A 24439-nucleotide genomic window follows, 5' to 3' on the forward strand; every position below is an offset into this window, starting at 1 on the left:
CACACAGCGACCGCACCAGTCACTCAACAAACAACCGCCAGCGGAGGTGCTAAACTAGACAGTGCCGTACTGTCGGTACTGATGATTAGAGACAACACTCGACGAATCGGACCTCTCACTCGTCACGTTTGAGAACCAGATCACTGGAGACGGATCAGTTCCGGATGCCTCGATTCAAAGCTCGACGTCGCTGTGGTTCGAGACCAAGACGGTCCCCAACAGCGTCGACCTCGAGCAGATTCGCAACCACCTGACTGGTCTCCAACAGACCGAAAGCGATACTCAGCGGTTGGTCGTCCTTACACCGAAACATAGCCGGCCGGCGAAACTCGATCAGATCGAGGACAATCGTCTCGTCTGGACGAACTTCGATCAGCTCGTCGATGCTGCGGAGGCAATTCTCGCACGTGATCATGGTAGTGCCGAAGATACTGCTAGATTGGGATCAAATCACCAGAGGAAAGCAGGGCAATTGGACCAGTGATAAAATGATAGATAGGTAAGGGATCAGTCCATTCTGCCGAAAACGATCGCTTCGGCGATCTGCCGTTATTCACTCGTTGATACTACTGCAGCGACAGAGCAGGGATCGAACAAGATACCCCGACGCTACCCATCAGTTTCTCCTCCAATCTAGCAGTGCCGAGAGAAGCAAATTATTCGGGAGTAAAAACAAACACGACTAAAATACAGCCTCAATCTCGTACTGGACTGTTGTCGAATGTGTCTTGGTCCCCGTCGATGACTATTAGTTTCATCTGTGCTACCTATCTTGGTGGACCTATCGTTGGCACTTTTATTAGATATAAGTAATATTGTAGAGTCGTATTGAATACAAAGCATGTGTGCAGTACCAACTGGGTTCAATAATCCCACTACGATACTCGTTATGCCGGGAGGGTGTCAAGGTTAGAGCGTTGCATTGTGAAGAGCAGCGAAAGCGGTAAGCCATGATCTGACTGAGTCAGTAGTACTATAGTAAGGAAATCGGTGCCAGAAGCGCTTGATTCGGTGTTTGTAGATACCGAACCCGGCTTCAATGAGTGATCGATTTCCCCTCCGCTTCAATCCAATCGTTCTGACAACTTATCCTGACGCCGTCAGCAGATTCAATAGAACCGCTAACATCAGATCATGTGGAAGAGAGTCTCCCAAACAGTTCCCCAAGCGCTACGCGGTCGATCTTTCCTGTTGCCGTCCGAGGAATGTCGTCGACAAATTCGATTTGTTCCGGCACCTCGTGTTCCCTGAGACGGGCGGCACAAATCTCACGGATACGAGCCTCAGTGATGTCGCCGTCACGCGTGACGATGGCCGTGATGACTGCCCCCTGGCGATCGTCAAGGGTGTCAATGATCACTGCCCTCGTGACGCCGTCGATATCGTAGAGGACCTCCTCGATTTCGCGTGGGAAGACGTTTGCACAACCGACGGTGAACATGTCCTCACGACGACCGACGACGAAGAGGTGATCATTCTCGTCGAGATATCCGATGTCGCCCGAGCGGAGCCATCGATTTCCATCTCTTCCAACAAAGGACTTGGCTTCACGCTGTTGTCGCTCGAATCCCGGTGTCACCGTGTCGCCCCGCCAGAGCAGTTCACCGCGCTCCCCGCGGTTGACTGGCTGACCCGTTTCGATGTCTTCGATGCGCAGGTCGACGACTTCGCGAGCGGGTGGGCCAACACTACCCGGCTTTCGTACCGCCGTATCGGGCCGATTGAACGCCGCCAGCGGTGTCGTCTCGGTCATCCCATAACCCTCAAGAACCGTCGCGTCAAGCGTTGCCTCTGCATCGTCGAACTGTTCCGTTGGCATCGGTGCGCCACCGATGACAACCCGCTGCAGTGACGAGAGATCGTAGTCGTCGACATCCTCGTCAGCGATTAAGTCTCTCGTCATATTTGGTGTGAGGAAGGTATAGGTGATCTTACAATTTTCAATGGTCTCCGCTACGGAAACGGGATCCCAACTTGGCAAGAACCAGTTCTCCGCCTCGGCGAGGAGTAGTGGGGTCGTTGTGACGTTGAGACCGGTGACGTGGGAACATTTACTCACCGTCAGACCGACCTCGTCCCGCGTCAGGCGGTGGTAGGTACGAATTCCCCGCGCGTTGGCAATGACGTTGCCGTGAGTGTGCCGGACACCTTTCGGCCGCCCAGTCGTACCGCTGCTGTAGACGACCGCTGCTGTCTCGTCACTCCGTCGCGGATGCACAGTGTACGTGCCAGATACTTCCTCGAGTAGGATATGGAAGTTGGTACCGACACTCCCGTCGACGGTTAACGCTGTTTCTACTTCTGTTGCGACCGATTCGAACGCTTGGTCAGTCACGATCACCGAGATGTCACTGGTGTCGAGCACGTAGTGGATCTGCTCGTCGGTGAATCGCGTGTTGACGGGAACGGGAACGGCCCCGAGCTTCATTGCGCCGAGGTACGCAGTCAGGAACGATACCTGATTCTGGAGGCAGATTGCGACACGGTCGTCGGACTCCACACCGCGCGCCGCGAAGATGTTCGCCGCCGCGTTGGATGCTGCCGACAGTTCAGCGTACGTTAACTGTCGCTCCGGGTCCCCTACTGCCCGCGTATCCGGAGTATTCCTTGCGATATGGTCGACGACGTTCCCGAAGTTCATGGGCAGACGAATCACCTACCGGAACATCCGAGTTTTTGAAAATCAAGATACATATCACATTAATGTTAGAAGTAGTTGTAAGTTGTTACCTTCGAAATCTCGAGTCACGCGCTGGTTTGAGATCTCCGTATGTGTACCATATTGTGGAACGAAAGTGTGAGTGAGCTCCGTAATATAGACCGCGTGGCAGGACCCTCTGCGAGACAAAGCGCTTACTCGAGGCTATCGAAGACGATGTCTGCCTTGATGTCGTCCGCAGTTTCTTTGACGAGGCTGGGAAGCCCCTCGTCGAGTGCCTCCCGCATCTCGTTGCCAGCGCCGTACACAGCGGCTGCGCCATGAACAGTCTGTTTGGTCACGATGGGAGCGGCGACACCGATCATCCCACTGAGAAGTTCTCCCTGATCGACGGCGTACCCCTGCTCTCGTATCGTCTCGAGTTCGGATCGAAGATCGTCCTCGTTCGTCATGGTCAGTTTCGTCCGAGGTGCCAAGCCCGTCTGATCGATCACCGCAGTAATCCGTTCAGACGGGAGGTGCGCAAGTAGCGCCTTGCCCAGTGCATTCGTGTGGAGGTGTGCACGCATCGGATACGCTTGTTGAGCGGGTCGAGCTCCCTCGTCGGGAACCCACTGCGTGGACTGGATGACTACCGTCTCTCCGTTTTCCTCGACGGCGAGTTGGCAGTATCTGCCGGACTGCTCTGCGAGCGCCTTGATGGCGTCGCGACCGTGCTGGAATACCGCTCGCGAGTTCCGCGACTTCTGCCCTAAGTGGAGATATCGAGCCCCGAGGCGGTACGTCCCTTCTTCTTCGACGAGGTAGCCCAGCGTCGCGAGCGTACGGAGGTGGTTGTGGACGGTGCTCTTCGGAAGCCCCAGTGCGTCCGCGAGCTCGGTAGCCCCCGCTCGGTCACGGTCGCATATTTCGTCGACGATAGTATACGACCGTTTTATTGCGTTAATCGGGACTGATGGATCCTCGTCCATGTACCCTCATGGGTGTCGACTTCCCTTGAAAGTGTGCGACATTGTGGGACGGAATCGTCTCAACCACACGCATTCGATATTATATAAATCAGTAAATATCAAATTTTCATTGTCACCACGAAGCGAGAATTCGCAATTCAATAAAACGGGTGGATATACAACTATAGTCTCTATGAGGTCGTATAGACACGTTATATAAGGTGCATCTACGATAGTGTGACTCTATAATAATGTAGTTTATATCAGTTGCATAGATTTATACGCGATATTCTGGTTCACTTGTGATGGAGTCACACAGTAACTGATCAATAGTTGCTGACGTGGCCAGGACACATCATGCAAGAGAACGATAGAAGCCAGATAGGCCGACGGGGAGTCGTGAAGGGCATCGGCGGACTTGCAGCGCTGTCCATGTCGAACGCGACCTTCGCAACTGCCCAGGCAGCGATGGATTCGCCACTGCAGAGTGACCCGCATACCGCGGACACGTACCGATCGATCGTCGACGCGATTGTGCCACGGACACCACAGCTCGAGGACGAACTCGGGCCAGAGCACGTTCCGGGCGGTATCGACGTCGAGTTGGAGAAGTTCCTCATCTGGGACTTCAACCACTTTCAGGAGATCCGTGCCGAGATGGTGACCGAAAAGGATTTCCTCCTAGATAATACTCTCTCAGGCGATTCGGGACCAGAGATGCCACGGAGCCTATTCGAGGTGACGGTCGATACGACGGGGCTCGGCTCCGATCTGGATGCACTACTGGACCTCGCGGATATCAGTCTCCTAGACCTCGATCTGGACGGCAAAGCGCTTGAGGAACATCTCACGTTTGGACCGATCGAACGCTTCGAAATCGGGTTCGCTGACCTCGACGATGCAACCAAGGGGGCGGCCGAGTTCGAACTGCTAGTCGAGACGGGCAACGAGACTGTCCATCGCGTCCTCCAGAACTACCCTTACGCGGCGCTCTTCACGCTCGTGTTCGATCTCGCGGCCGCGGAGTTCGTCGCGCTCGGAAAGAACGAAGGTCCCGTTTCACCGAACGAGCAGTTCCCAGGCGGCGGGACGTTCACCAGGCTTTCTCGAGAGGACCGACTGCGGTGCCTATGGACCATCATCGACGGGGGCGCCATCGACACGCTCGACGATCTCCTGTCGCCGCTCGTGCCCGACGCCGGCATCCTGAAGTACGTCGTCATGGCGGTCAACGGCCTCCACGGCTTCGGGTACTACACCGAGTGGTCGGGATACGGGAACACGAAGATGAACACGCCCAACGAGCGCGAGATGCAGACGGAGCCGGGAGAGGTCCAGAGCCACCAGCAGAGCGGCTATCCGGGGCCGGTACCGGGGCACGCGGCCGACTGGCGTCACGCCGTTCCGGGCGGGTTCGCGGATCCGAAAGCCAAGAATCTGAACCTTCCGGACGATCTGACTGGCGACGATGTCATCGACGGTATCGGAGGTGACACCTGATGAACGATCCCGATGTCGTAGTGATCGGTTCCGGTGCAGACGGTCCTGCTGCTGCGTCACGACTTGCCCGCGAGCACGACCTCGACGTTCTCATCCTCGAGGGAGGCCCGTGGCACGGCAACGACCAGTGGCCCGAGCCACACGCCGATGCCGGTGGGACAGTGAGCACGGATCCCGACGACCTCGATGGGAAGTTACTGGACGATCAGTTCACCCACCGGGAAGCCGACGCGAACGACCCCACCCACGGGTACCTCCGTGTAGGGCCGGCGGACCACTCGCGAGCGCCGTGGTTCCGAAATCTTCACCAGAACGCGTTTATCTGGCAAGTCGGCGCGGTCGGTGGCACCTCGCTCCACTACTTTGCGAACCACCCTCGAGCATATCCCCACGCCATCGACGAGCAGAACCATTGGCCCATCTCCTACGAGGAACTTGTCCCGTACTACCAGCTCAATGAAGAAGTGACGAGCACCCAGCAAGCGCCGATGACGGCAAAGGAGGAGATATTCATCGAGGGGGCGACGAATGCCGGCTACCCACGGATCGACACGAAAAACGTCACGGAGACGGGCTGGCGACCCCAGGCGAACGCCGTCTCGGACCCTGGAGAGGAGACGCCGACCAACCAGCCGCTCGACGCCGACTACGAGGGGTCGTTCAGCTACGACGACGGGTTCCGCGGCGATACGCTCGTCGGTGACCACTTCCAGGGTGCGTCGACACCCGTCGACGCACCGATACGCGAAAAAGCTCGGAAGTCCGCCAACGTGAGCTGGGTTCCGCGAGCGCTCGACACTAACGACAATTCTGACGTGGGGAACGTTGCGATTCGCCCGAACGCCTTCGTCACGAATATCGAGACGAATGAAGGGCTCGGGACGATAGAAGCGACCGGTGTCACGTTCCGCGACTCCTGGTCCGGCTCCTCGCAAACCGTTTCGACCGACGTCGTCGTCCTCGCTGCTGGCTGCATCGAGTCGCCACGACTCTGGCTCAACTCGGGACTGCCGAACGATGGCTGGGTCGGAAAGGGGCTCACGACCCACTGGTTCGACTGGGTCGTCGGCGTCTACGACGATGATACTGTCGCTGAGATTAACCCCGAGAACGAACACATGGACCCCTACGTGGGGCATAACTCTGCAGTTCGGTTCGACAAACCTGGCGTTGGTGGCCTGGAAGACATTGGCATGTCCCCTGGGCTCGTCTCTTACGCCGACTATCTCTTCACTGAAGCCGGGTACAGCTTCGACACCCCGGTCGACCCCGACGAGCCATGGGATACCCGCGGCTACGTCGTTGGTGAGGAACTCAAGCGCCGAATGTCGGATTACAGACAGACGAAGGCACTTCTGATTCTTACTGACGACCTCCCGCGCCAGAATAACGGCGTCTCGCTGGACAATACTTTCAGCGACGAGCATGGACCGGTCCCGAAGGTCAAGTACGAACCGCATCCGGACGACGACGCGAAGCGTGACGAACTTGCGCGTATCGCCGCGCACATCCATCGAGAGGCCGGCGCCGAGCACGTCCACCGCAGTGAGTGGCCACCCTTGCTGCTTCACATGCAGTCCACGATGCGAATGGGGAAGGTTCTCGACGAGAATGCCGAGGCGAAGAACGTCTCGAGACTGTTCGTCGCGGATCACTCTGCGATGGCGAATGGGCTGGGTGGACCGAACCCGACCAACACCGGGCAGGCGCTCGCACTGCGAACCGCCGATCGCATCGGCAACCTCTACTTCTAACCTCAGCACCTCACAAAGTACCTATACAATATTACCGTAATATCGGATGTGTTTACTGTACTATCTCTTCCTGCGATTTGCCACACTTATTCACTCAGCTTTGAACGTTGTATAGCTGCCAGTTGGATTGGAGAAACGGGCGCGGGAATGGATTTTCTGCTCGATTCGAGCAATCAGCCGACCAGCGAATCAGTCATAACTGGAGAAGACTCACCGGCTTTGGCAGAGATCGTGACTCCAGTGGCGAGACGACTCACGTCCCGACGGTTCACGAATAGACGTTAGAACCGCCCTTCTACCCATTTCGTCCGCCCATTTGGAAGATGATCAACGTGCAAAGCTGAGTTATTCTACCCACTTCAACGTGCAAAGCTGAGTAATAAGAGATCGGATTTTAGCCCCGGGGCAGAGAGCGGGTCACACTGCAGTTTTCTCAGGGTCGAGGGCCGCGACACGATTCTCGAGATCGACGTCGCCTGTACTATCGACAGTCACTGTGTAGCCGTTGTAGACGAATTCGATTGTGGACAGATTCCTCTCGGAGTCGCATGCGTCATAGAGTGAGTCAAGTGCGCCCGTGTTGATCGCGTTGTGGATCGGTGGGTTGAGCTCTTCGGGTGGGACTCCTTCACGTTCGGCGACTTTGTCTACGATCTTCAGACTGAGTGATTGAGTGGGTTGCACAACCTCCGTTGTCAGGAACCAATACATAAAACCAGACGTTCCTCTAATGACGCACGTCAGACAACGGGGTACTGTCTAGATAAGGGAAACCGCAAGACAGGACGACAATGAAGTGACGGTATCGGTTGTGAAATTACCATCTATGATTTAACATAAAGAGACCCTGTTCCACGAGCAGCGAAAATTCGGCTGCTTCAGCAAACGTCCCATAAACAGTAATGGTCCCAGATCCCATCGGTGTTGCTTCGACAGACGCTGAAACGGCGTTTGACGTTAGAATCGCTTAACTAGACAGTGCCATCCAGGAGATAGTGATAAGTAGATGCCCGAATGCCAGAATTGTGGGACACACGTCACAGACCAATATGCTCGTGTGTTCACACCAGACGGTGTTGAGAACCCTCGAGTCTGCCCACAGTGTCCAGATAAACTGCGGGATGGTGCTAAAATTCGAGAAGCAAAATCACAGCGACGATGAGAATACTCATTCATTCACAATAGAATATATATGAAAGGGGAATGTCAAAATATTTCCGTACCTCTAACCAATATCGGTATCCAGCGTCAGCTTGTCTCTAGGAGCAATGCCAGATCTAGCAATCACCGAGTACGATGAGTATGAGACCTTTGCCCAAGATCGCAAGATGATGGGAAAGCCGATGAGACGGAAACCCAATTGTCTTGGCAGCTGCTTGGCCAGCTCGATGACAACGAACTCCTGATCCAACTCCCAGAATGGCTCGCAGAAGAGAAAATCGGTTTCGTTGATGGCAAAACGCCAACTGAGTTCGTCGGCCAGATCGATCGCCAAACAGAGTCGGCTATCCACTTCACTAATTCAGCAGTTGCACCCCCACTCAAGCGACTGGTCCACCGCATCCAGCATCTTGAAAAAGGCATCGAGAACCCCGGTGACGATGAAACCTGCTCTGAATGGCTAGAAAACCAGTTGCGAGAGGAACGTCACGCATTCGACCACCGAACAGAGATCACAGGATTATCCGAGGAATGGATACCAAAGAGTCAAGTGTAGCGTGCTGTTCGCCGCAAGAAGCCACCTTATGAGAGCCACTCGACGAAGTGAACTGCGTACAATGAAACACAACCTCGATCTGACAGTTATTCGCCGCTATTGATAGAGATATCAGACACTGTGATGCCGACATTCTCGAGAGTGATATCGACCTGGCAAATATCATAGGATCGGCCATTATACTCGAGTGTCACACCATCAGCGTGCAGTGAGAAAGAGTTGATCGAGTATGTGCGCTCGTCGATCTCGACTGTCGGGAGCGCCTGACTCGAGATTTCAATCTCATCAATGGAGGCGTGCTTATCTTCGAGCGAAACGTCGATACTACCTAGCTGCTTGGAGTTCGTCTCAGCGCCGTCTGCAGCCGCAACCGTGGCGAAACCGGTTACACTGACCATCAGGACGAGGCATATTGCGAGCCGCTGTGTCATTGAGCGCATATTCCGAAATACGAACCCAAAGCATATAACTTGATTTTAATTATTATTCAGTTCTATAGACTTGATTAATGTACAGTGCAAGTCAGAATAGCTGGTACTGGTACCAGAGTACGTGGCGCCCAGTTCATTCAGTCTGAAATTCTTGTGCAAGGCTGAACGTAGTGAGGTCCTCGATACGATTTTGTCGTCTCTTTCCTCAGGTAGTACCACGGCTTCGGTGGGATCGTCACATCGTCCATACCAGAGTTCCGCTGTAACGCCGTTTTCCTCGAGTCCGATCATCCACTGGTTCATTTCGCCCTCCTGTGGGGGTTCGATCGGTTCGACCGTGGGTTCGATTATTCCAGCGTCCCAGTGGAAAATGGGGGAGGGCTCTCGCGTTTGTTACGCGTCATCATGACCAACCTATTTCAACTGGAGCTGATGGAAAGTCGCCGACAGCGGTACGTCTGACGTGTGGCAGACGTGTTAGTCGGAGGTATCGACAAGCCCGCGCTCGACCGAATACAGCTCGACGTTACGCTTATCAAGAGCGAGCAGTAGTCGGATCCGATCGTTCTGATCCCGCGAGAGCCGTGACAAGTCTCGAACTACGACAACCGAGACGGCGCCCTCGCTAACGTGACGTCGGAACTCGTCGTACTTCTCTCGACTCCCGTCAAACCCACTCGAGCAGTACTACGAAGGCGAGATCCACCACGGACGGCTCTATCCAAATCTCGATACGATCGTCGACAAGGGCCTCGTCGAGAAAGGAGAAACTGATCAACGGACGAATATTTATACGCTCACGGCCCGCGGTCGCCGCGAGATCGAGGCACGTCGGGACTGGGAAGACCAGTACGGGGGCGAGCTACTATCAGAGTAGTAGACGATCGACACAATGGGCCAACAGACGGCTCCTAACCCGCGTCTATACCATAATTCCGAGTTCTTTCAACGCGATCTCCCGAATCTCGTAGACAGGTTTGTACTTAATGGAATGGGACAACGTCTAGGGAAAGGTAAACGGCTGGTGGGGGAGACGACCGTGACCTCTTGTCACTAGCAGGGAACACAGGTGGGCGCTGTTTAACAAATCCTTGCGCTCCTACAGCGAGTCCCGTTATCAATAAACAATAGGCAACCGGCAACGGATTTCCGACTAAGAGGACAGGGATCCTCGAGAGGAATCTATCGTGTCGAAAGGGCAGGTGGGGTGACGGCAGGGGGGTGCAGACAACGCGTCGGGCGCATGCCATTTAGTGTGATGGATCCCTGCCGTATTACCATTCATTACCCTCATTGGTGATAAAATTATACCCTAACGAGTCAGGTGTAGGCAGAACGGGGTTCCCCAAGTCGTCGATAGCACTGAAAAGCTACGTCAGGGCAGGGGTAACCGACATAGCTCAATCCTCCTTGCTGGGGGTTGAACCGGGGATGTCCACCTGCCCCTGCATATAGACCATGTTACTGTGCCACAATAAGTCCTCAGGTGAGTGTCGCGCTCAAGTGGGTCGCTATTCGCGGGATACGGAGCCTGTATCCCGCTCTCATGGGGCAATAATGATCTACTTTCATCAATCGCCCACTCTTTGCGTGGCCTATCTGGTTGTATTTACCAAATCTACTGAAGTGATAGAAAGGTTTTGGCCCTACATAGGTTTACTGCAGATATTGAACTGAGTGTATGCAGAGTTGAGTTCGGTGACCGAGATAATCGGTATCCTTGAATAAGAAAGTGCAACCAAAATACGGCAATGTACTGAGACCGCAAAATATTCAATAGATTATGAAATCAACATCATATGTACACTATAATGTCGGTATTATTCAACAGAGGTGCGACCAGCGAAAGTGAGACAACCGAAGTCATCGATGCTGGGGAGTTCGCATTCAATGAAGCTGGCCTCAAGACACCAGCTGAGTTCATCGGATACGAAGAAAGTCTCGAGAGATCATACGACCAGCTGAGCGATTTGACCTCTTCCGACTATATCTTGAGCCCGACTTGGGCTTCTCTTCAGATGAACGGAGTATGGTTAGATATTCTGTACTTGCTATCGCCGCGAGTGCGAGTCTGATTAGTGCCTCTGTGCTTGGGCTACTTCCGATCTCTGACTTGGCACTCAGCACGCCCATTCTCACTCTCTTCAGTCTCGTGCTGTACATCCCCAAACTCAGCACATCACAAAGCCGGTTAGTTGAGACATCTGCTTGCTGCGAATGTACCTAGCAAACAGCAGCAAGCAGACAATGAAATCTATGAGAAGCACTCCTTAACTTTCTCGTCAAGTGAATTGACGAGGAAATTCTCTTGATTTCAGCGATAATGCTGAAATCGATGCTGAAGATATCTACGAGGTCCTTGTTGGCGCATGCGACGATGGGACCTCGGTCTCTAAGCTCTGTGAGAACAGCACAGACTCACCTCATGAAAACATGGTTCTGTACCACCTCCGCGAGAAATTTGGCCGTGAGTCAGTTGAACGAGTCGGGAATGCGCTTCTCCAGAGAAGACTGATCCGCAGTTATCGAAGCCCGGTTAGCGTCGTGTACGCGTAGAAGTTCGAAGTTGAGCTTCGATCACGCGCCCAAATGCCTTCGACCACCTGAAACTCTCCACTGTCATACGGCCACTCGGGACCCTCGTTGAAGGATCCGCGATCGTACGTCTCATCAGCAGAGACGAGGATTATATATTCCTCACTGGCCTCGAGGTCATGCTCGATCTGGAAGGTATCTTCGGGACCGAGGTCGGAGACATCTTTCGTCGCGAGCGTGTTGCCGAGTCCGTCAGCAATCTCCGCCGTATCGACTCCGGTCGTCTGCTCGGAAAGCGTCAACTCGAGTCCCGCGAGGTCTTCTTGGACCACGATCCGAACGCCGCTCGGTCCCGTCTGATCCTCGGAGACTCGCGTATCGGCAGACCGGTCCACAGTTCCGCTTTCATCACCATCATCATCGTCCGAGAGTGCGGTGATCGTGGTGTACGCGTAGAAGCTTGAGCTTGAGCTTCGATCACGCGCCCAGATGCCTTCGAGAACTTGGAAGGAGCCACCGTCATACGGCCAGTCGGGATCTCGATTGTAGGAACCACGGTCATAGGTCCCATCAGCGCGAATGAGGACGATATACTCATCGCCGGCTCTGAGATCGTGCTCGATCTGGAAGGAGTCACCAGAACCGAAGTCAGAGAGGTCTTTTGTCGCAAGTGTCTCACCGCGTCCGTCGGCGATTTCAGCGGTGTCCGCTCCGGTGGTGTTTTCGGAAATTGTCAGCTCGAGCCCTGACAGATCTTGTTGGACCGTGATACGTACCCCACTCGGCGTCGTCGTGTCCGGGGTCGTTCGCGTGTCAGCAGGTCGATCAACAGTTCCCTCGCCATCATCGCCGTCACCGTTGCCGTCACCCTCGAGAAGCGCAGTGATTGTGGTGAAGGAGTAGAAGTTTCCAGTGGAGCTGCGGTCGCGGGCCCAGATCCCTTCGACGACCTGGAACTCGCCACCATCGTACGGCCAATCGGGGTTCTGATCGTAACCGCCGCGATCGTACGAGTCCTCGGCGTGGACAAGGACAATGTACTCTTCGTCAGCGTAAAGGTCGTGCTCGATCTGGAAGGTGTCTTCGGGACTGAGGTCGGAAACGTCTTTCGTCGAGAGTGTGTTGCCGAGTTCGTCAGCAATCTCCGCTGTATCGACTCCAGCCGTCTGCTCGGAGAGCGTCAATTCGAGTCCCGTGAGGTCTTCTTGGACCATGATCCGGACACCACTCGGCCCCGTCTGATCCTCGGTGACCCGTGTGTCGGCGGGTCGGTTTACAGTCCCACCTTTTCTGGTTTCGTCTACAGTTTGGGAAGTCCCTGAGACGGACGAAGCAAGCCCACTTGTTGCAAACGCCACACCCGTTGCCAGCACAGATCGCCGTTTCCATTGCGTCATCTATCCCAACAATACCTTTCATCTCATAAATGATTTCTGATCAGAGAGTATGATAGAGATATATAGTCCTATCACCGGTACCCCACAAAGCTGGTTAGTTGAGACGTCTGCTTGCTGCGAATGTGCCTAGCAAACAGCAGCAAGCAGACAATAAAATCCACGAGGATCATCTCCTCGTATAAAAATTTCTCAGGTTGATCTATCCGCCGTTGGGGTGATAAGTGTTCGAGTGAGTGAAACTCACCTGTAAGTAGTGGAGGAAATCACCAGTCAGCAGTCTACTACACCTGAGTATAACCCGGCAGGCGGGAGATATCTTCTGCGGTAGCTGTGCGTCGAGGCGAACACCGATCATCAACCTCGTAGATATTTGTTTCGCGCTTTAGCTACTCACCTCGGGAGGATCAAATGGTTCGTTCCGTGTGAGCATATAGAATATCCATACCAGCATCTTGCGAGCTGTTGCAACGATCACAATCTGATCGTTCTTTTTCCGTTTCAGTCGTGTATAGAAATTCCCGAAGTACCCTCACACCGAACCGCGATCCGTGCCGACTGCACGAGGGCCCAGCGCAACGCGTCTGGGGCCTCTTTGCTGATGCTCCCATGGAGTTCCATTTTTTCCCGATTGGTACACCACGGGATCCAATCCACCATAACCCATCACCTCCTTGTTAGTATCGAACCGCTTGATCTCACCCAACTTCACCACGATCACTGCAGCCGTCGTCTGCTCAACCCCTGGAATCGTCAGCAGCAGCTGCGCTGATGGCGATTCCAACACCCGCTGTTCTATCTTCTCCTCCAGCATTTCGATTTGTTCATCTACTTCATCGATCACCGCCAGATGAGCCTCGATAATCGCCTGGTCCGGACTGCTCAAAGAGAGTTCCGTCAGGAATTCCGACATCGATCCCAGTTAGTTAAAATGAATTGGTCAGGCCCTAACTACGAGATCAATCCCGTTAGTCGTCAGTTGGATCCGATGAGTCGAAGTCATCCGTCGACCGGGTGTGTGACTCCTCGCTAAGTCCGGAAACACTCCGTCGTGCACTGGCCATCCAGTCTTCGATATTCTCCGCAACGTAATCCTTGCTTCCCCAGCCAACGCCGATGGCAACCGCCAGTGCCAGCGCCACTCCGAGCGCGCCGAAGAACGCTGCCACTGCCGCTGTGAAGAGCGTTGTCAACACGGTTGTGCTGAAGCCGATCGTATCCAGTGCGATCGTGATCGTGATATAGTAGACGAACAGTTTTACGCCGAGTCCAGCCAGTGTCGTCAGCCGGGTTGCGTCAACATTGGCGACGATATCCTCGAGAGCATCTGCCACGAAGACGCCAATGACTAGCACGAGCAGACCACCGATTAGGGCTGGAACGAAGGCCGCAAAGTCGTTCAAAAGTTGTGAGAGGGCCGTGATACCAAGTGCATCCGCTGCAGTCAACAACGTGAAGAAGTAAACAGCGTACTCAACGAGTTTCCCAGTAGCGGTTCCGATGCCGCCAACGGAGGTGGTTACATCTTCTAATGGTGTCCCCCGAATATGGGTGCGAAGCCCGAAGCCTCTGACGATTCCTGCGACGATGTCACCAAGTCGTTGACCAATAATGAAACCAATAACGAGGATGATCGCGGCCGAGAAGATGACCGGGAGGAACGCGCCAATCTCTGAAAGCGATTCCGAGAGAATTTCGATTCCGAGTACGTCAGCCGCAGCGAGTGCAGCGTAGAAATACACGATATATGCAACGAGCGTGCCGATTGCGCTGGCGATACCACCGTCGGTATCAGTATCGCTTTCGAGCGGTGTGCCCCGAGTATGTTCTGAGAGGCCGATACCCTCAAGGATTCGGGTAGTAACACCCCCGATAATTCGGCCGAGGATCCAGCCGATCAAGAGGATAATAACGGCACCGAAGATCGCGGGAATAAATGCGATGATGTTTGCGATGGTTTCCTCAAGGAAACCAGGAACCTGTGCTTGGAGTATGGTATGACCGCTAGGTACTGTTTGTGAGGACATTGGTATTGTTTCTCGCCATATCCAGAGACAATCACTGCCACTGGATGCACTTCCAATATTTAACGTTAGGAAGGTAAATATATCGGATCGGGTTGGAATAAATATGTGAACTATCTGTCCGCTACGGTGGGAGATATCCGGAACAGCATGAATTATGATAATACAGTCCCATGTTGGGGCAAGCGGTTCACGCGGCATGCGTAGAGGACGATACCAACACGCTCGAGCCATGGCTGTGTTCGAGGCGAATCCAGCTGGCAACCAACATGATCCGGTGTTCACAAGCCGCTACGTCCTTGCCGAGCTCGTGACTGTGCTCCTCTATCGCGAGAAACGCGTGCGCGAACAAGCACAATTGATCCAGCCGTTCGATTGCTGTTTGCCCTCGTGAGTTTCCTATTGCGGAATCTGTAGCTGATCGTCCGGTGGGGCGTGCTCGCCTCGACGCGGCGGGCGAGCACTGCCCGTCTGGTTCCGCTTCGAGGTGTTCCGTGAGTGGATCGATCACGCTCTCGACAAAACACTGCTGCGGAAGTGGAAGGCACCGACCAACGGTGTCGGGATTCCGTCGATGTATGATAGGCTGGACGCGGGCTGAACAGGCCCGCGTCCAGCAATCGCCTTTCTCATGAGCGACCGCTCTGACTCTTCCTGTTGAGACCGGCGCTCTCACCAGCAAATGGTCTCTCTTGGAAAAAGAAACTTCCCAACTTTGCTCTCAAAATTAGGAACGATGGGAACTACCGACTTTGAATGGGAAGGTCATAATTGACCCACATTCTCCAAACGGTGAATCTGAACTCTCGCTCTCGATGTTTCGGGACGGGGGAGAACAGTATGCAAGGAGTGTCACGAACCGATCGCGTTCCGGACGGGGTCGAATAGGACCGCGAAAAGTCGAACGGGAGGGGAAAGGCCGTTCGGCGGCCGAGACCGGGGTTAGATTTCGAATACGTCCTCGTCCGGGGTTGGTTCTTCGTAGGTTGTAACCTGCTCTTTCGCGTACTTGCGGGGCCCTTTTCGGGGCTGGAACGTGGGCATCACCTTCTCGGCGAACCACTCAAGCGACTGATCCCATTTGTATCGGGGAAGCCCCCAATCATGATGGTTAATCACTAGGTTCCCGAACGGGCCGATTTCGTCGTAGAGAGCCTCAATCTGCTCGATACAGTCCTCGGGTGAGCCGATGATAAATGGAAAGTTCTCAATCATCCACTCAACGGTCAACTCGTCTCTCGACTGTTCCTCGTCGGTCTTCACCAAATCGGTGAGACCGATATCGAACAGGTACTGGTAGTAGTTCTCAGCACCCTCTTTAATATCCTTGACCGCCTGTTCTTTGCTCTCGGCGACGTAAATCTCTCGGGCGATACACCAGTCCTCGCGAACATCGTCGGGGTCGCGGCCGGTGTCTTCTGCCGCCTCGTCGATCGCCTCGCCCATCTCCTTGAGACTCACCGCAGCGGGGTTATCGGGGGCGTACATCGGGGAGAAGCTGATACTGATCGGCCGGTGGCCGCCCTTCACCGCGTTGTAATACGTACTCTGCGACGTCAGTCCGGCGACCGAAGAAACTGGATCGTCCTGTAACGTCGGGAACTGGATCATCCGATCCTCGTACGAGTAATACTCGCCGTCGTAATCCGTCGGCTCCTCGGCCTCGAGGTACGTCTCTATCACGTCGACCGCCTCCCACATCCGCGGTTTTTGATCGTCACCGTCGGCGTTGAACATGATCATATCGCTCATAAGTGCACCGGCACCGTACCCGAGTATAAGCCGCCCGTGACACAACTGATCGAGGAAGGCCGCTCGTTCGGCGACCGCAAACGGATCGTGGATATCGTACGGCAGGTTCACCGTCGCGGGCATCAGCTTAATTGTGTCCGTCGCCTCCGCCATTCGAGCGAGCATGAGCTCCGGCAGGGGAACCGTCTCGTGGCCGCCGCTGTGATGTTCTCCGACCCAATACTCATCGAACCCTAGCCGGTCTGCCAGTGCCGCTTCCTCGACCAAGCGATCGAGGCCGAGTGTCCAGTTGAAATTTGGGCGCCACGCTGGCTGGGCAAATATGCTAAAATCTAGCTTGATGGGCATTCTCTAGCACCGAACCTAGGTATAGTATATCTGTATAAAAGCTTATGGCCATATTTCTGCTATTTGTGTCTACTCTTTCGGTACGTGTTTATCCCCAATACGACGATATTTACTAGATCATCTTGGTGAAAGCTACTAGGCTGTGAGGGATAATGATTGTAGATTTTAGTATATCATTGTTAGCAAGAATAGTTTATAAGGTAACTCTAGATACGACGTAAATCGTCCGTCCCACTGTCTAGCGTTTTATTTCCCTGAGATTAGACAGGGTTTCTAATATCTCTATCTCGTGAAAATTGGTTGAAACGGGTGATTTATCGCGTTCTGAGCTGAAGGGGGCTAAACACATATGATCGATATATTTCGAGTGTAGAGCACAACCACTTCTCTCCTCAAGGCACTAAATGAGGGTATAGAATCATCGCTCTTGTGAAGGAGATTGTTGGTAACCGCGATTAGCGGTCAGGGCCGATCGTAAAACCACCCTCATAGCTGCTCAGATCGATAACTTGATCGGCGCTCGATGAACTCCGTGCTGTGTCGAAACCACCAGATGGCCCTCCACCAACAAGGTGCTTCAGAAGAGCGAAGGAGATAGTAGCCTCCGCCTCGCAGGTGAGCGACGGAACACTTTCGAACAGTTCCACTACGATTGCGGTTTGTGACCAACCAATCGCTGCACTGCTAGCAGCACTCGATGAAAGTGACGGGGAGATGGACGGGGTCAGCCATGCGCTCGAGGAATCCCTCGGGCGTGAGTTGTCCGATGGATTCGACCGGAGCGAAATTGCTCGGCTAGCGTTCCGTGTTGGTATTGAAACGACAGCGCCAGAGAAGATGGGAAAGTTGAGTGACGCTATCGGCAAACACGCTCAGCAGAACATCTAACGCAACCGTTTGCGTTTATATTTGTGTTTACGCGTTCGTGTTCGTTTTATTGTTGGTCTCTAAAACTGTTAATTACCGTGACGGTCGGCCTCGCAGGGGGCAACAAAGCAACCTCCGAGCGACCGGCAGACGCGACGGCCAGCGCTGTCTTTCGACTAGCGCTCTAAAGCCGTTGTGGTGACTAGCGTCGATTCCAAGACTTGAAATTATAATAACATTGGTATTGGTCCAGGAGAACACATTTCATGCCGCGTATACCCACACGCGACGCGAATCGATAGGCACCCGCCTACCACCAATTGCCCCGACTTCTCAACCCTGTCCGCGGTAGGATTCCCCTCCCGCCGTCGGACCTCCCGCTGGTTGAGTTTCCCTACTAACCACCCACCAATTTCTGTTGGCGGTGAACTCAACAGGATCGAGATCGTTAATTCACTTGTCGCGTCTCATCCCGTCGCGACACGCCCACCGAAACCCTACCATCTACTCGCGGGCGTTTTCGAGACACTCGAGTTCCGAGTGACAGTCGCCGGGCCATGAAGTACTTACCGTAGGTCGTGATAGGCCCAACTGTCGCGTCCGCTACACGCGCGACAATTACGATCATCCCGTCCGCCGTCAGTCGTTGCCCACGCTACGCCGGGCTCGTCGCTTTCCAGTTTTGGGAGACACCCCTCAGTAGAGACTCAGATGCCGCAATGAACTAAGCAACGAGGTTGGTATCGAACAAAAGGGGCAGATCAGCTTCTCTCGCAGTTTTCTAAGAGTGCTTATTAGGCTTGGTGAATCGACTGGACCTCAACCTCGCCAGTCCCTCGCACCACCACATCGTGCCCGGCATATTGGAACTCCACTTTCCCCACAGAAGATTCAGAGCGTGACGTAAACAGGTCATTCAGTGCTTCCGGGTCAATAGCCTCGTATAGCGGTGGCAGTTCAGCGGGGTCGACCTCCTCTGCATCGACAACCGCCGAAACGACGGCAAACACTGGTGTATTCTTCGAACCCTGCCCCCATTCGGGAGTGATCGAGTCTTCTGAAAATTCTACCGTGTTATCCTGCGCACTTATCTCTGACATTGTCCGTTCGACTATGATCTGCTATAAAAGGCTTGCCAAACTATCTTGATATCCATTGGGAATTGTCAGAGATTGTTGGACAGCCGTCTGGTGAATCTGGCGGTTTCATACATTATAATTCCCTAGGAATACGAGACTGGTACTCCTATTATTAAGCCGCTGACAGCCACGAGGTTTAATATGTACGATCTCACCGGATTCCAGCGCGACTTGCTGTACGTTGCGGCAGGACTCGAGGAGCCACACGGCCTTGCGATCAAGGACGAACTCGAGAACTACTACGAGAAGGAGATCAATCACGGCCAGCTGTATCCAAATCTGGATACACTCGCCGACAATGGCCTCATCGAGAAGGTGCAGGCCGATCGCCGCACCAACGTCTATTCCGTAACCCGGCGTGGAGAACGGGAAATGGAGGCTCGCCGTGACTGGGAACAACAGTACGTGGACGACCTACCTCTGCATAGACTCAGTACTTCACAAAGACGGTTAGTTGAGTCGTCTACTTGCTTCTTGGAGTGCACATCCTCAGCAAGCAGACGTTCTAACTGACTTTGTGAGGTACTGAATCTAGCAGTATCTCATTTTTATCTATATCAACTCCTCTAGGCGTAGGTCGGAAAGTTCGTAGTTTAGATACACGGAGTCCTTCTCTTGGGAATATTCCAGGACATTCACTTCTACCATCTTAGGAATATGAGAATGATAGAGATCCAAATAGATCTCTTTCACATCTTCTCCTGAAACTTGAAGAAACGTATCAACATCGTATTCTAACCGTGCTACTTCGTCGGCTAGGTCGGCGAGTGCCATCGGAGTTTGATATCTCTCAAGGCAATACAGGGCAAATCGCCGCCGTTCATGTGACAGGATATTAAATAGAACATCATTGGTTAACTGACCATCTTCATCGTCATGGGAAATATCATCAAGCATGTAAGCGTTGCCATGATGGGGGCTATTATAATATTACCGGGTTATATAATGGAGTGTCGTGGGAAGCGGATAGAGGATAAAACGAGAGACATCACCTACACTGAACTAATGACGAGTGGCAAACCTGACACACTGTCGATCCTGGCAGATCTCACTGGGTATCCTCGAGAGCGATTTGAATACACGGGCAAGATACGCGACCGCTCGGGGATGGAACCAACGCCGATCGTCGACTGGGAACAGGAGGGTGCGTGGGACGATCTCGACGCGAGTGAGCTAGAAGACGACCCAGACGATGCAGACTGACAAATCCGGTATCGTCTAAATCTCCTACCATGGCCGTTCCCCGTGCTGTTTTCGACACTATTATATCCTGATAGAACACCGAACAAATATGTACGATTTAACGGGCTTCCAGCGTGACCTGCTGTACACGATCGCCGGCCAGGACGAACCACACGGCCTCGCGATCAAGGACGAACTCGAGCAGTACTACGAGAAGGAGATCCATCACGGCCGACTCTACCCGAATCTGGATACACTCGTCGACAAGGGCCTCGTCGAGAAAGGTACGGCTGACCGACGGACGAACGTCTATACGCTCACGGCTCGTGGCCGCCGTGAGATCGAGGCACGTCGCGAGTGGGAAGACCAGTACGGGGGCGAGCTACTATCAGAGTAGCAGACGATCGGCACAATGGGCCAACAGACGGCTCCTAACCCGCATCTATACCACAATTCCGAGTTCTTTCAACGCGATCTCCCGAACTTCGTAGACGGGTTCGTACTCCGGCCCGGATTTCACCATCAACTCATAGCGCTCGAGTTTCGGGAGCCACCCACGCAGCGTTCGATCGTAGACTTGGTTGGCCGCGCGCTCACAATACGCTTCATACACTCCACCGGTTGTCGCCGGATGGACATCCACCATGACCTCGAGTACGAGTCGCTGGTCACGAGATAAATCCGAGAGTCGGGAGCGAGCCACGGCTTGGTCCGTGTCGGGTTTCGAGTCGTCGATCACAGCCCACGTGACTCGGTCGGCCGAGGCGTTTGCGGTATTCCGGACGCTGTGAGAGAGCAACGCGATCGCGTCGCAAGCATCTGAATCCGAACACCGGGCGATGTACTCGAGCTTGCCGCCACCGATCATGCCGGGTTCGACGCCGACACTCGCGGGTTTCTCGAGAATCGGGCGATCGAACACGCGGGGAAAGCGACGCTCACGCCTCGAGAGGATCGAAATCGAGACTATCTCGAGGAACTGACGGTGTTGATCGACGGCGTAGCCGGCGGCGGGATTCGGCTTTCGGAGCGGGATATCGTCGTTTCGGCGGATGCGGCGCGGAGTCTGGGGACGGTTCGATAGTAGGTGGTGTTTTTTGCGCGCGTGGTCTATAGGCCCGTCTATCGATCTGTTCTCGAGGCGGCACGACGGCTGGTACTGTTTCGTCGTCTCCCGACATGGACAATCAGGTTGCACAATCCTACGTGACAAAATGGTCCGCTCGAGCGAGTTCCCACTGCTCCGGTGGTGCGATGGCGGCAATCACCGCGGGACCAAGCAACCGAAAATATCGATTGGCACTATCTGCTGAATAAGTGATTCTCTTCCACCGTAATCACTCATTTCCCTCCTCCTCAGAATATGTCATGAAAACTGATCATAAGCCGTTGTCGGCACTGTCTAGTTAAGCGATTCTAACGTCAAACGCCGTTTCAGCGTCTGTCGAAGCAACACCGATGGGATCTGGGACCATTACTGTTTATGGGACGTTTGCTGAAGCAGCCGAATTTTCGCTGCTCGTGGAACAGGGTCTCTTTATGTTAAATCATAGATGGTAATTTCACAACCGATACCGTCACTTCATTGTCGTCCTGTCTTGCGGTTTCCCTTATCTAGACAGTACCTCCTGGATTATGTTGTCTCTCTCGTTGTATTCCAACAGTTATTGAACCTTGGTACTTGTTGATAATAGCCTTCACGCTTTATTCCATAAGTCGGAAACGAATCAACTACACCCCCGTATTGACCAGGCTATTAGGCGTCTCCCTCAACAAATATTGTACTTCAGAAGGTATTTAGTACCGATTTCATATAGAATATTACAGGCGACCCGAAGCAACCGGGAAAGAGGATCAATACAAGGTATGGATGATCGATGATGAACTCGACGAGTTACGGTGGGCCGCTGCAAACCATCGCGACGATCTCTCAGTACGCAATAGACTGTTCTATCCCGTCCTCTGTGGCGTGGTGACCGGCGAGCCGGCACGAGAGCGCCTCGAGGCCGGGATGGATCGACTTCTCGAAGAAGGACTGGACTGTCGCTGCGTCGCGGACGACCCCTAGGTGGCCGTCGCCGAATCACGCCAACTCGTTGTCACGCTGGCCGCGGTCAGTCGGACGGAACGCGCCCGCGAGGTCCTCGAGGGTGGGTAAAGGCCGGGAGAACCGGGTTGCTCAAGATTCTCCAAAGGATGTATAAATGAGGATAGGATTTATGCTATGTTGTATGTTAGCATCTAGCTGGCCTGCTTACAATGAGGCAGGTCACCTCAGCACCCGCGGCCTGTCAAAGTATCAGAAATCTCGGTACCACAGACCGTCGAAGACTGTAATTGGTCGAGAATATCCTTTTTGACCGTGTTCAAGCAAAGAGAACCAGGTTTCTCGAGTCGTCAGCGCTGAAAAGCTACGTCGGAAGGGGAAACCGAGGTAGCTTAAATCCCCCTGCAGGGGGTTGAACAGGCAATGTCGACGTCCCCCCTGCATATGGATCATGGTACTGTGTCACAATGAAACCATATGCGAGTCGCGATCAAGTGGGTCCTATGGTTCGGGAGTGGATCTGTTCTCTCAGACCGTGGTCTCATAGTATCCAAACTCGTGGTATCACAACTCCAAATCACCCACTGTTTCCATGCTTTCTCTGGTTGTATTTTCTTTATCTACTAGATTGGCAGAGAGGTTTCACCCTGGTCAGTCTTTGTCCCACACCCACCAGCGGAGTCTCGTCATCAATGGAGCTTTTCTGTAGGATTTCTCGTCTTCGACGTACCAACGAGCGACCGATCGTTTCTCGGTATTCTTCGTCGGTCTTGTTGTCATTCTCCTCGTCACGATCGCGGCGCGACTGTCGGCCGGTTGCGGTATCAGACCAGTCGTCGCGCTGGTACTCACCAGCGTGCTCAGTGTGGATGTGTTCGGTTAGCTCGGGAATCGCGCCGAACGTCCTCGAGCAATCGGGAAACGGACACTCATGTGTCTTGGCAGAGTTATCGCTCATGGAGCGATCTATCAATCGACTCGGGAAAGTCCTTGCTGGTCCTAGTGGACCATCCAGTAAGTTCCTACCCAGCTACGTAGCGAGTCTCACGGTAGACACGAGGAGGGGAGCACTCCGCTGCCAAGAGTCGCCCCCATCTATCAGTTCCCTAACTGGGTATGGATTTACTGGCTCGTCCACTAGGTGCGACAGCCGTGGGACAGACGGTCTGGTCACGACGGGGGCTTGCGACAAAGCCACGATCCGAAACGTCGACCTCGTTCTGTTCGGACTGTGAGTGAGACCAGCGACACGGTTCATGGCCAATTGACGAGCAGGAACTACACACCAATGCATCCGCCCGGTGGTGTTGTTCGCCCCTCTAAGAGGGGTAGAGGGTTTGAAAGATGTCGAGACAGGAATCGGTCAGTCGACTGGCGACCGCACAGGCACTCGAGACGTCGGTAAGCATTGAGGAGCGATTCCCGGCATGGGATTGTGAGCAGGGGAACGTCCGTCCGTGGGCGCTGGGCCGACAGCAGTGTGTCCTCTCGTTGGTTCGGTTCATTGTCGAGGAGATCGACGAGGCGACGTTCTCGACGCCGATGGAGGTGACGATCGCACCGACACCGGTGTACCAGCCATCGGCGAGCTGGCACGACCGCTTCGGCGGCACGTACCAAGTGGCCGTCTACCCAAACATGAATCCAGACTGGGGATCGATCGAAACTGAAGTCCCAACGCTCGAGGACGCACTCGAGGTCGCAGAAACCGTCTGCAGTGACCTCGAGGAGCAATACGATCTGCTGACGGACGATGAGCGAGTGAACGGCGAGGTCGCCCTCTCGTCGCGGGGACCGAAGCCAATCCACTGAGTCGAAAGCTTCGCAACGAACGCACAGCCGGTGGCATTGTTCACCCCTTTGAGAGGGGTTGGAGGAGATCACAGATGGACAAAGAACATATTCCCGGATACCTGCTGTGGGACGCGTGGAGCTGTTTCAGAAGCATCGACGAGGATCAGTTGAGCGAGAAAGATCGAGAGAGAAACGTTGATGGAGTGGCACTCCTTGAAGACGTATCGCTCTTGGAGAGTGGAGGACGCTCAGAATCCCTAGGGTCCAGCACGGCCGGGCGATTGGCCAGCCAAGCAATTGGCCCCGCCCGCCCGATACCCTTTTGGGTATGGATATGATATGAATA

The 24439-nt window shown here is 54.0% G+C and carries 20 protein-coding genes and 7 pseudogenes; 14 read left to right on the plus strand and 13 right to left on the minus strand.

All coding sequences use genetic code 11. From position 1 onward, the window contains the following. Positions 1–1132: 1132 nt before the first annotated feature. Together PGX04_RS02185 and PGX04_RS02190 are read right to left on the minus strand one after the other, a co-directional pair. A complete protein-coding gene (locus tag PGX04_RS02185) occupies positions 1133–2641 on the minus strand; it encodes a class I adenylate-forming enzyme family protein (protein WP_273737021.1) in 1509 nt (502 codons plus the stop codon). Positions 2642–2853: 212 nt separating this feature from the next. Next, positions 2854–3630: an IclR family transcriptional regulator gene (locus PGX04_RS02190; RefSeq protein ID WP_273737022.1), complete on the minus strand. Its 777-nt coding sequence runs from the start codon at positions 3628–3630 to the stop codon at positions 2854–2856. 336 nt (positions 3631–3966) lie between these two features. Here PGX04_RS02190 and PGX04_RS02195 point away from each other — a divergent pair, with 336 nt between their 5' ends. Further along, on the plus strand, positions 3967–5109 hold the full coding sequence (locus PGX04_RS02195) for a hypothetical protein (RefSeq protein WP_273737023.1): 1143 nt from the start codon (positions 3967–3969) through the stop codon (positions 5107–5109). Continuing rightward, positions 5109–6863: a GMC family oxidoreductase N-terminal domain-containing protein gene (locus PGX04_RS02200; protein ID WP_273737024.1), complete on the plus strand. Its 1755-nt coding sequence runs from the start codon at positions 5109–5111 to the stop codon at positions 6861–6863. The genes PGX04_RS02195 and PGX04_RS02200 overlap by 1 nt, the downstream gene beginning before the upstream one ends. Positions 6864–7280: 417 nt before the next feature. On the opposite strand, the gene PGX04_RS02205 is transcribed toward PGX04_RS02200, so the two are convergent. Next, the gene (locus PGX04_RS02205) at positions 7281–7574 is read right to left on the minus strand and encodes a HalOD1 output domain-containing protein (RefSeq protein ID WP_273737025.1); all 294 of its coding nucleotides are present in this window, start codon (positions 7572–7574) and stop codon (positions 7281–7283) included. Positions 7575–7869: 295 nt separating this feature from the next. Here PGX04_RS02205 and PGX04_RS34330 point away from each other — a divergent pair, with 295 nt between their 5' ends. Further along, positions 7870–8025: a DUF7563 family protein gene (locus PGX04_RS34330; RefSeq protein WP_425498424.1), complete on the plus strand. Its 156-nt coding sequence runs from the start codon at positions 7870–7872 to the stop codon at positions 8023–8025. Positions 8026–8088: 63 nt separating this feature from the next. Here the strand turns inward: PGX04_RS34330 and PGX04_RS02210 are convergent, their stop codons facing one another. The 3 genes and pseudogenes from PGX04_RS02210 to PGX04_RS34335 all read right to left on the minus strand — a co-directional run. Continuing rightward, positions 8089–8358 carry a hypothetical protein gene (locus PGX04_RS02210; RefSeq protein WP_273737026.1) on the minus strand — a complete coding sequence of 90 codons (270 nt, stop codon included), beginning with the start codon at positions 8356–8358 and terminating at the stop codon, positions 8089–8091. 308 nt (positions 8359–8666) lie between these two features. Further along, a complete protein-coding gene (locus PGX04_RS02215; RefSeq protein WP_273737027.1) occupies positions 8667–9011 on the minus strand; it encodes a hypothetical protein in 345 nt (114 codons plus the stop codon). A 477-nt stretch (positions 9012–9488) separates the two neighbouring features. Further along, positions 9489–9632: pseudogene (locus PGX04_RS34335) on the minus strand (recombinase family protein); the annotation flags it as partial. 55 nt (positions 9633–9687) lie between these two features. On the opposite strand from PGX04_RS34335, the pseudogene PGX04_RS02220 reads away from it, so the two are divergent. Next, positions 9688–9888: pseudogene (locus PGX04_RS02220) on the plus strand (helix-turn-helix transcriptional regulator); the annotation flags it as partial. A 1327-nt stretch (positions 9889–11215) separates the two neighbouring features. Continuing rightward, a pseudogene (locus PGX04_RS02225) lies at positions 11216–11528 on the plus strand (ISH3 family transposase); the annotation flags it as partial. A 5-nt stretch (positions 11529–11533) separates the two neighbouring features. Here PGX04_RS02225 and PGX04_RS02230 read toward each other — a convergent pair. The 4 genes from PGX04_RS02230 to PGX04_RS02245 all read right to left on the minus strand — a co-directional run bounded on the left by PGX04_RS02230 (position 11534) and on the right by PGX04_RS02245 (position 16983). Beyond that, entirely contained in the window at positions 11534–12760 is a 1227-nt protein-coding gene (locus PGX04_RS02230; RefSeq protein WP_273737028.1) for a hypothetical protein, read from the minus strand. Between the two features lie 712 nt (positions 12761–13472). Then, positions 13473–13853, minus strand: a complete 381-nt coding sequence (locus tag PGX04_RS02235) for a transposase (protein WP_273737029.1) — start codon at positions 13851–13853, stop codon at positions 13473–13475. Between the two features lie 55 nt (positions 13854–13908). Then, complete coding sequence (locus PGX04_RS02240) at positions 13909–14967, minus strand: mechanosensitive ion channel family protein (protein ID WP_273737030.1); 1059 nt, start codon at positions 14965–14967, stop codon at positions 13909–13911. Between the two features lie 939 nt (positions 14968–15906). After that, positions 15907–16983, minus strand: coding sequence for an LLM class flavin-dependent oxidoreductase (locus PGX04_RS02245; protein WP_273737031.1), 1077 nt, complete (start codon positions 16981–16983; stop codon positions 15907–15909). Between the two features lie 618 nt (positions 16984–17601). Here PGX04_RS02245 and PGX04_RS02250 point away from each other — a divergent pair. Continuing rightward, a complete protein-coding gene (locus tag PGX04_RS02250) occupies positions 17602–17952 on the plus strand; it encodes a DUF8115 family protein (RefSeq protein WP_465263784.1) in 351 nt (116 codons plus the stop codon). Between the two features lie 773 nt (positions 17953–18725). Here the strand turns inward: PGX04_RS02250 and ddfA are convergent. Continuing rightward, complete coding sequence (gene ddfA / locus PGX04_RS02255; RefSeq protein WP_273737033.1) at positions 18726–19031, minus strand: DdfA family disk-determining factor; 306 nt, start codon at positions 19029–19031, stop codon at positions 18726–18728. Between the two features lie 180 nt (positions 19032–19211). Between ddfA and PGX04_RS02260 the strand changes: the two are divergent. After that, positions 19212–19487 (plus strand): annotated as a pseudogene (locus tag PGX04_RS02260) (PadR family transcriptional regulator); the annotation flags it as partial. Positions 19488–19622: 135 nt separating this feature from the next. On the opposite strand, the gene PGX04_RS02265 reads toward PGX04_RS02260, so the two are convergent. After that, positions 19623–19967 (minus strand): DUF7344 domain-containing protein, encoded by a 345-nt coding sequence (locus PGX04_RS02265; protein WP_273737034.1) that lies wholly within the window; start codon positions 19965–19967, stop codon positions 19623–19625. Between the two features lie 108 nt (positions 19968–20075). On the opposite strand from PGX04_RS02265, the gene PGX04_RS02270 reads away from it, so the two are divergent. After that, positions 20076–20273 carry a hypothetical protein gene (locus PGX04_RS02270; protein ID WP_273737035.1) on the plus strand — a complete coding sequence of 66 codons (198 nt, stop codon included), beginning with the start codon at positions 20076–20078 and terminating at the stop codon, positions 20271–20273. An 88-nt stretch (positions 20274–20361) separates the two neighbouring features. Continuing rightward, complete coding sequence (locus tag PGX04_RS02275) at positions 20362–20649, plus strand: PadR family transcriptional regulator (RefSeq protein WP_273737037.1); 288 nt, start codon at positions 20362–20364, stop codon at positions 20647–20649. A 45-nt stretch (positions 20650–20694) separates the two neighbouring features. On the opposite strand, the gene PGX04_RS02280 is transcribed toward PGX04_RS02275, so the two are convergent. Next, the gene (locus PGX04_RS02280; protein ID WP_273737038.1) at positions 20695–21174 is read right to left on the minus strand and encodes a Cdc6/Cdc18 family protein; all 480 of its coding nucleotides are present in this window, start codon (positions 21172–21174) and stop codon (positions 20695–20697) included. Here PGX04_RS02280 and PGX04_RS02285 point away from each other — a divergent pair. The 5 genes and pseudogenes from PGX04_RS02285 to PGX04_RS02300 all read left to right on the plus strand — a co-directional run. Continuing rightward, positions 21148–21336: pseudogene (locus PGX04_RS02285) on the plus strand (hypothetical protein); the annotation flags it as partial. The gene PGX04_RS02280 and the pseudogene PGX04_RS02285 overlap by 27 nt on opposite strands. 55 nt (positions 21337–21391) lie before the next feature. Continuing rightward, positions 21392–21565: pseudogene (locus PGX04_RS34965) on the plus strand (PD-(D/E)XK family putative nuclease); the annotation flags it as partial. Positions 21566–22200: 635 nt separating this feature from the next. Then, positions 22201–22401, plus strand: a pseudogene (locus PGX04_RS34340) (prenyltransferase); the annotation flags it as partial. A 1242-nt stretch (positions 22402–23643) separates the two neighbouring features. Then, positions 23644–24111 (plus strand): hypothetical protein, encoded by a 468-nt coding sequence (locus PGX04_RS02295; RefSeq protein ID WP_273737040.1) that lies wholly within the window; start codon positions 23644–23646, stop codon positions 24109–24111. 74 nt (positions 24112–24185) lie between these two features. Then, positions 24186–24431, plus strand: coding sequence for a DUF8012 family protein (locus PGX04_RS02300; RefSeq protein WP_273737041.1), 246 nt, complete (start codon positions 24186–24188; stop codon positions 24429–24431). The last annotated feature ends 8 nt before the right edge of the window (positions 24432–24439 follow it).

The sequence above is a fragment of the Natrinema soli genome (assembly GCF_028618695.1).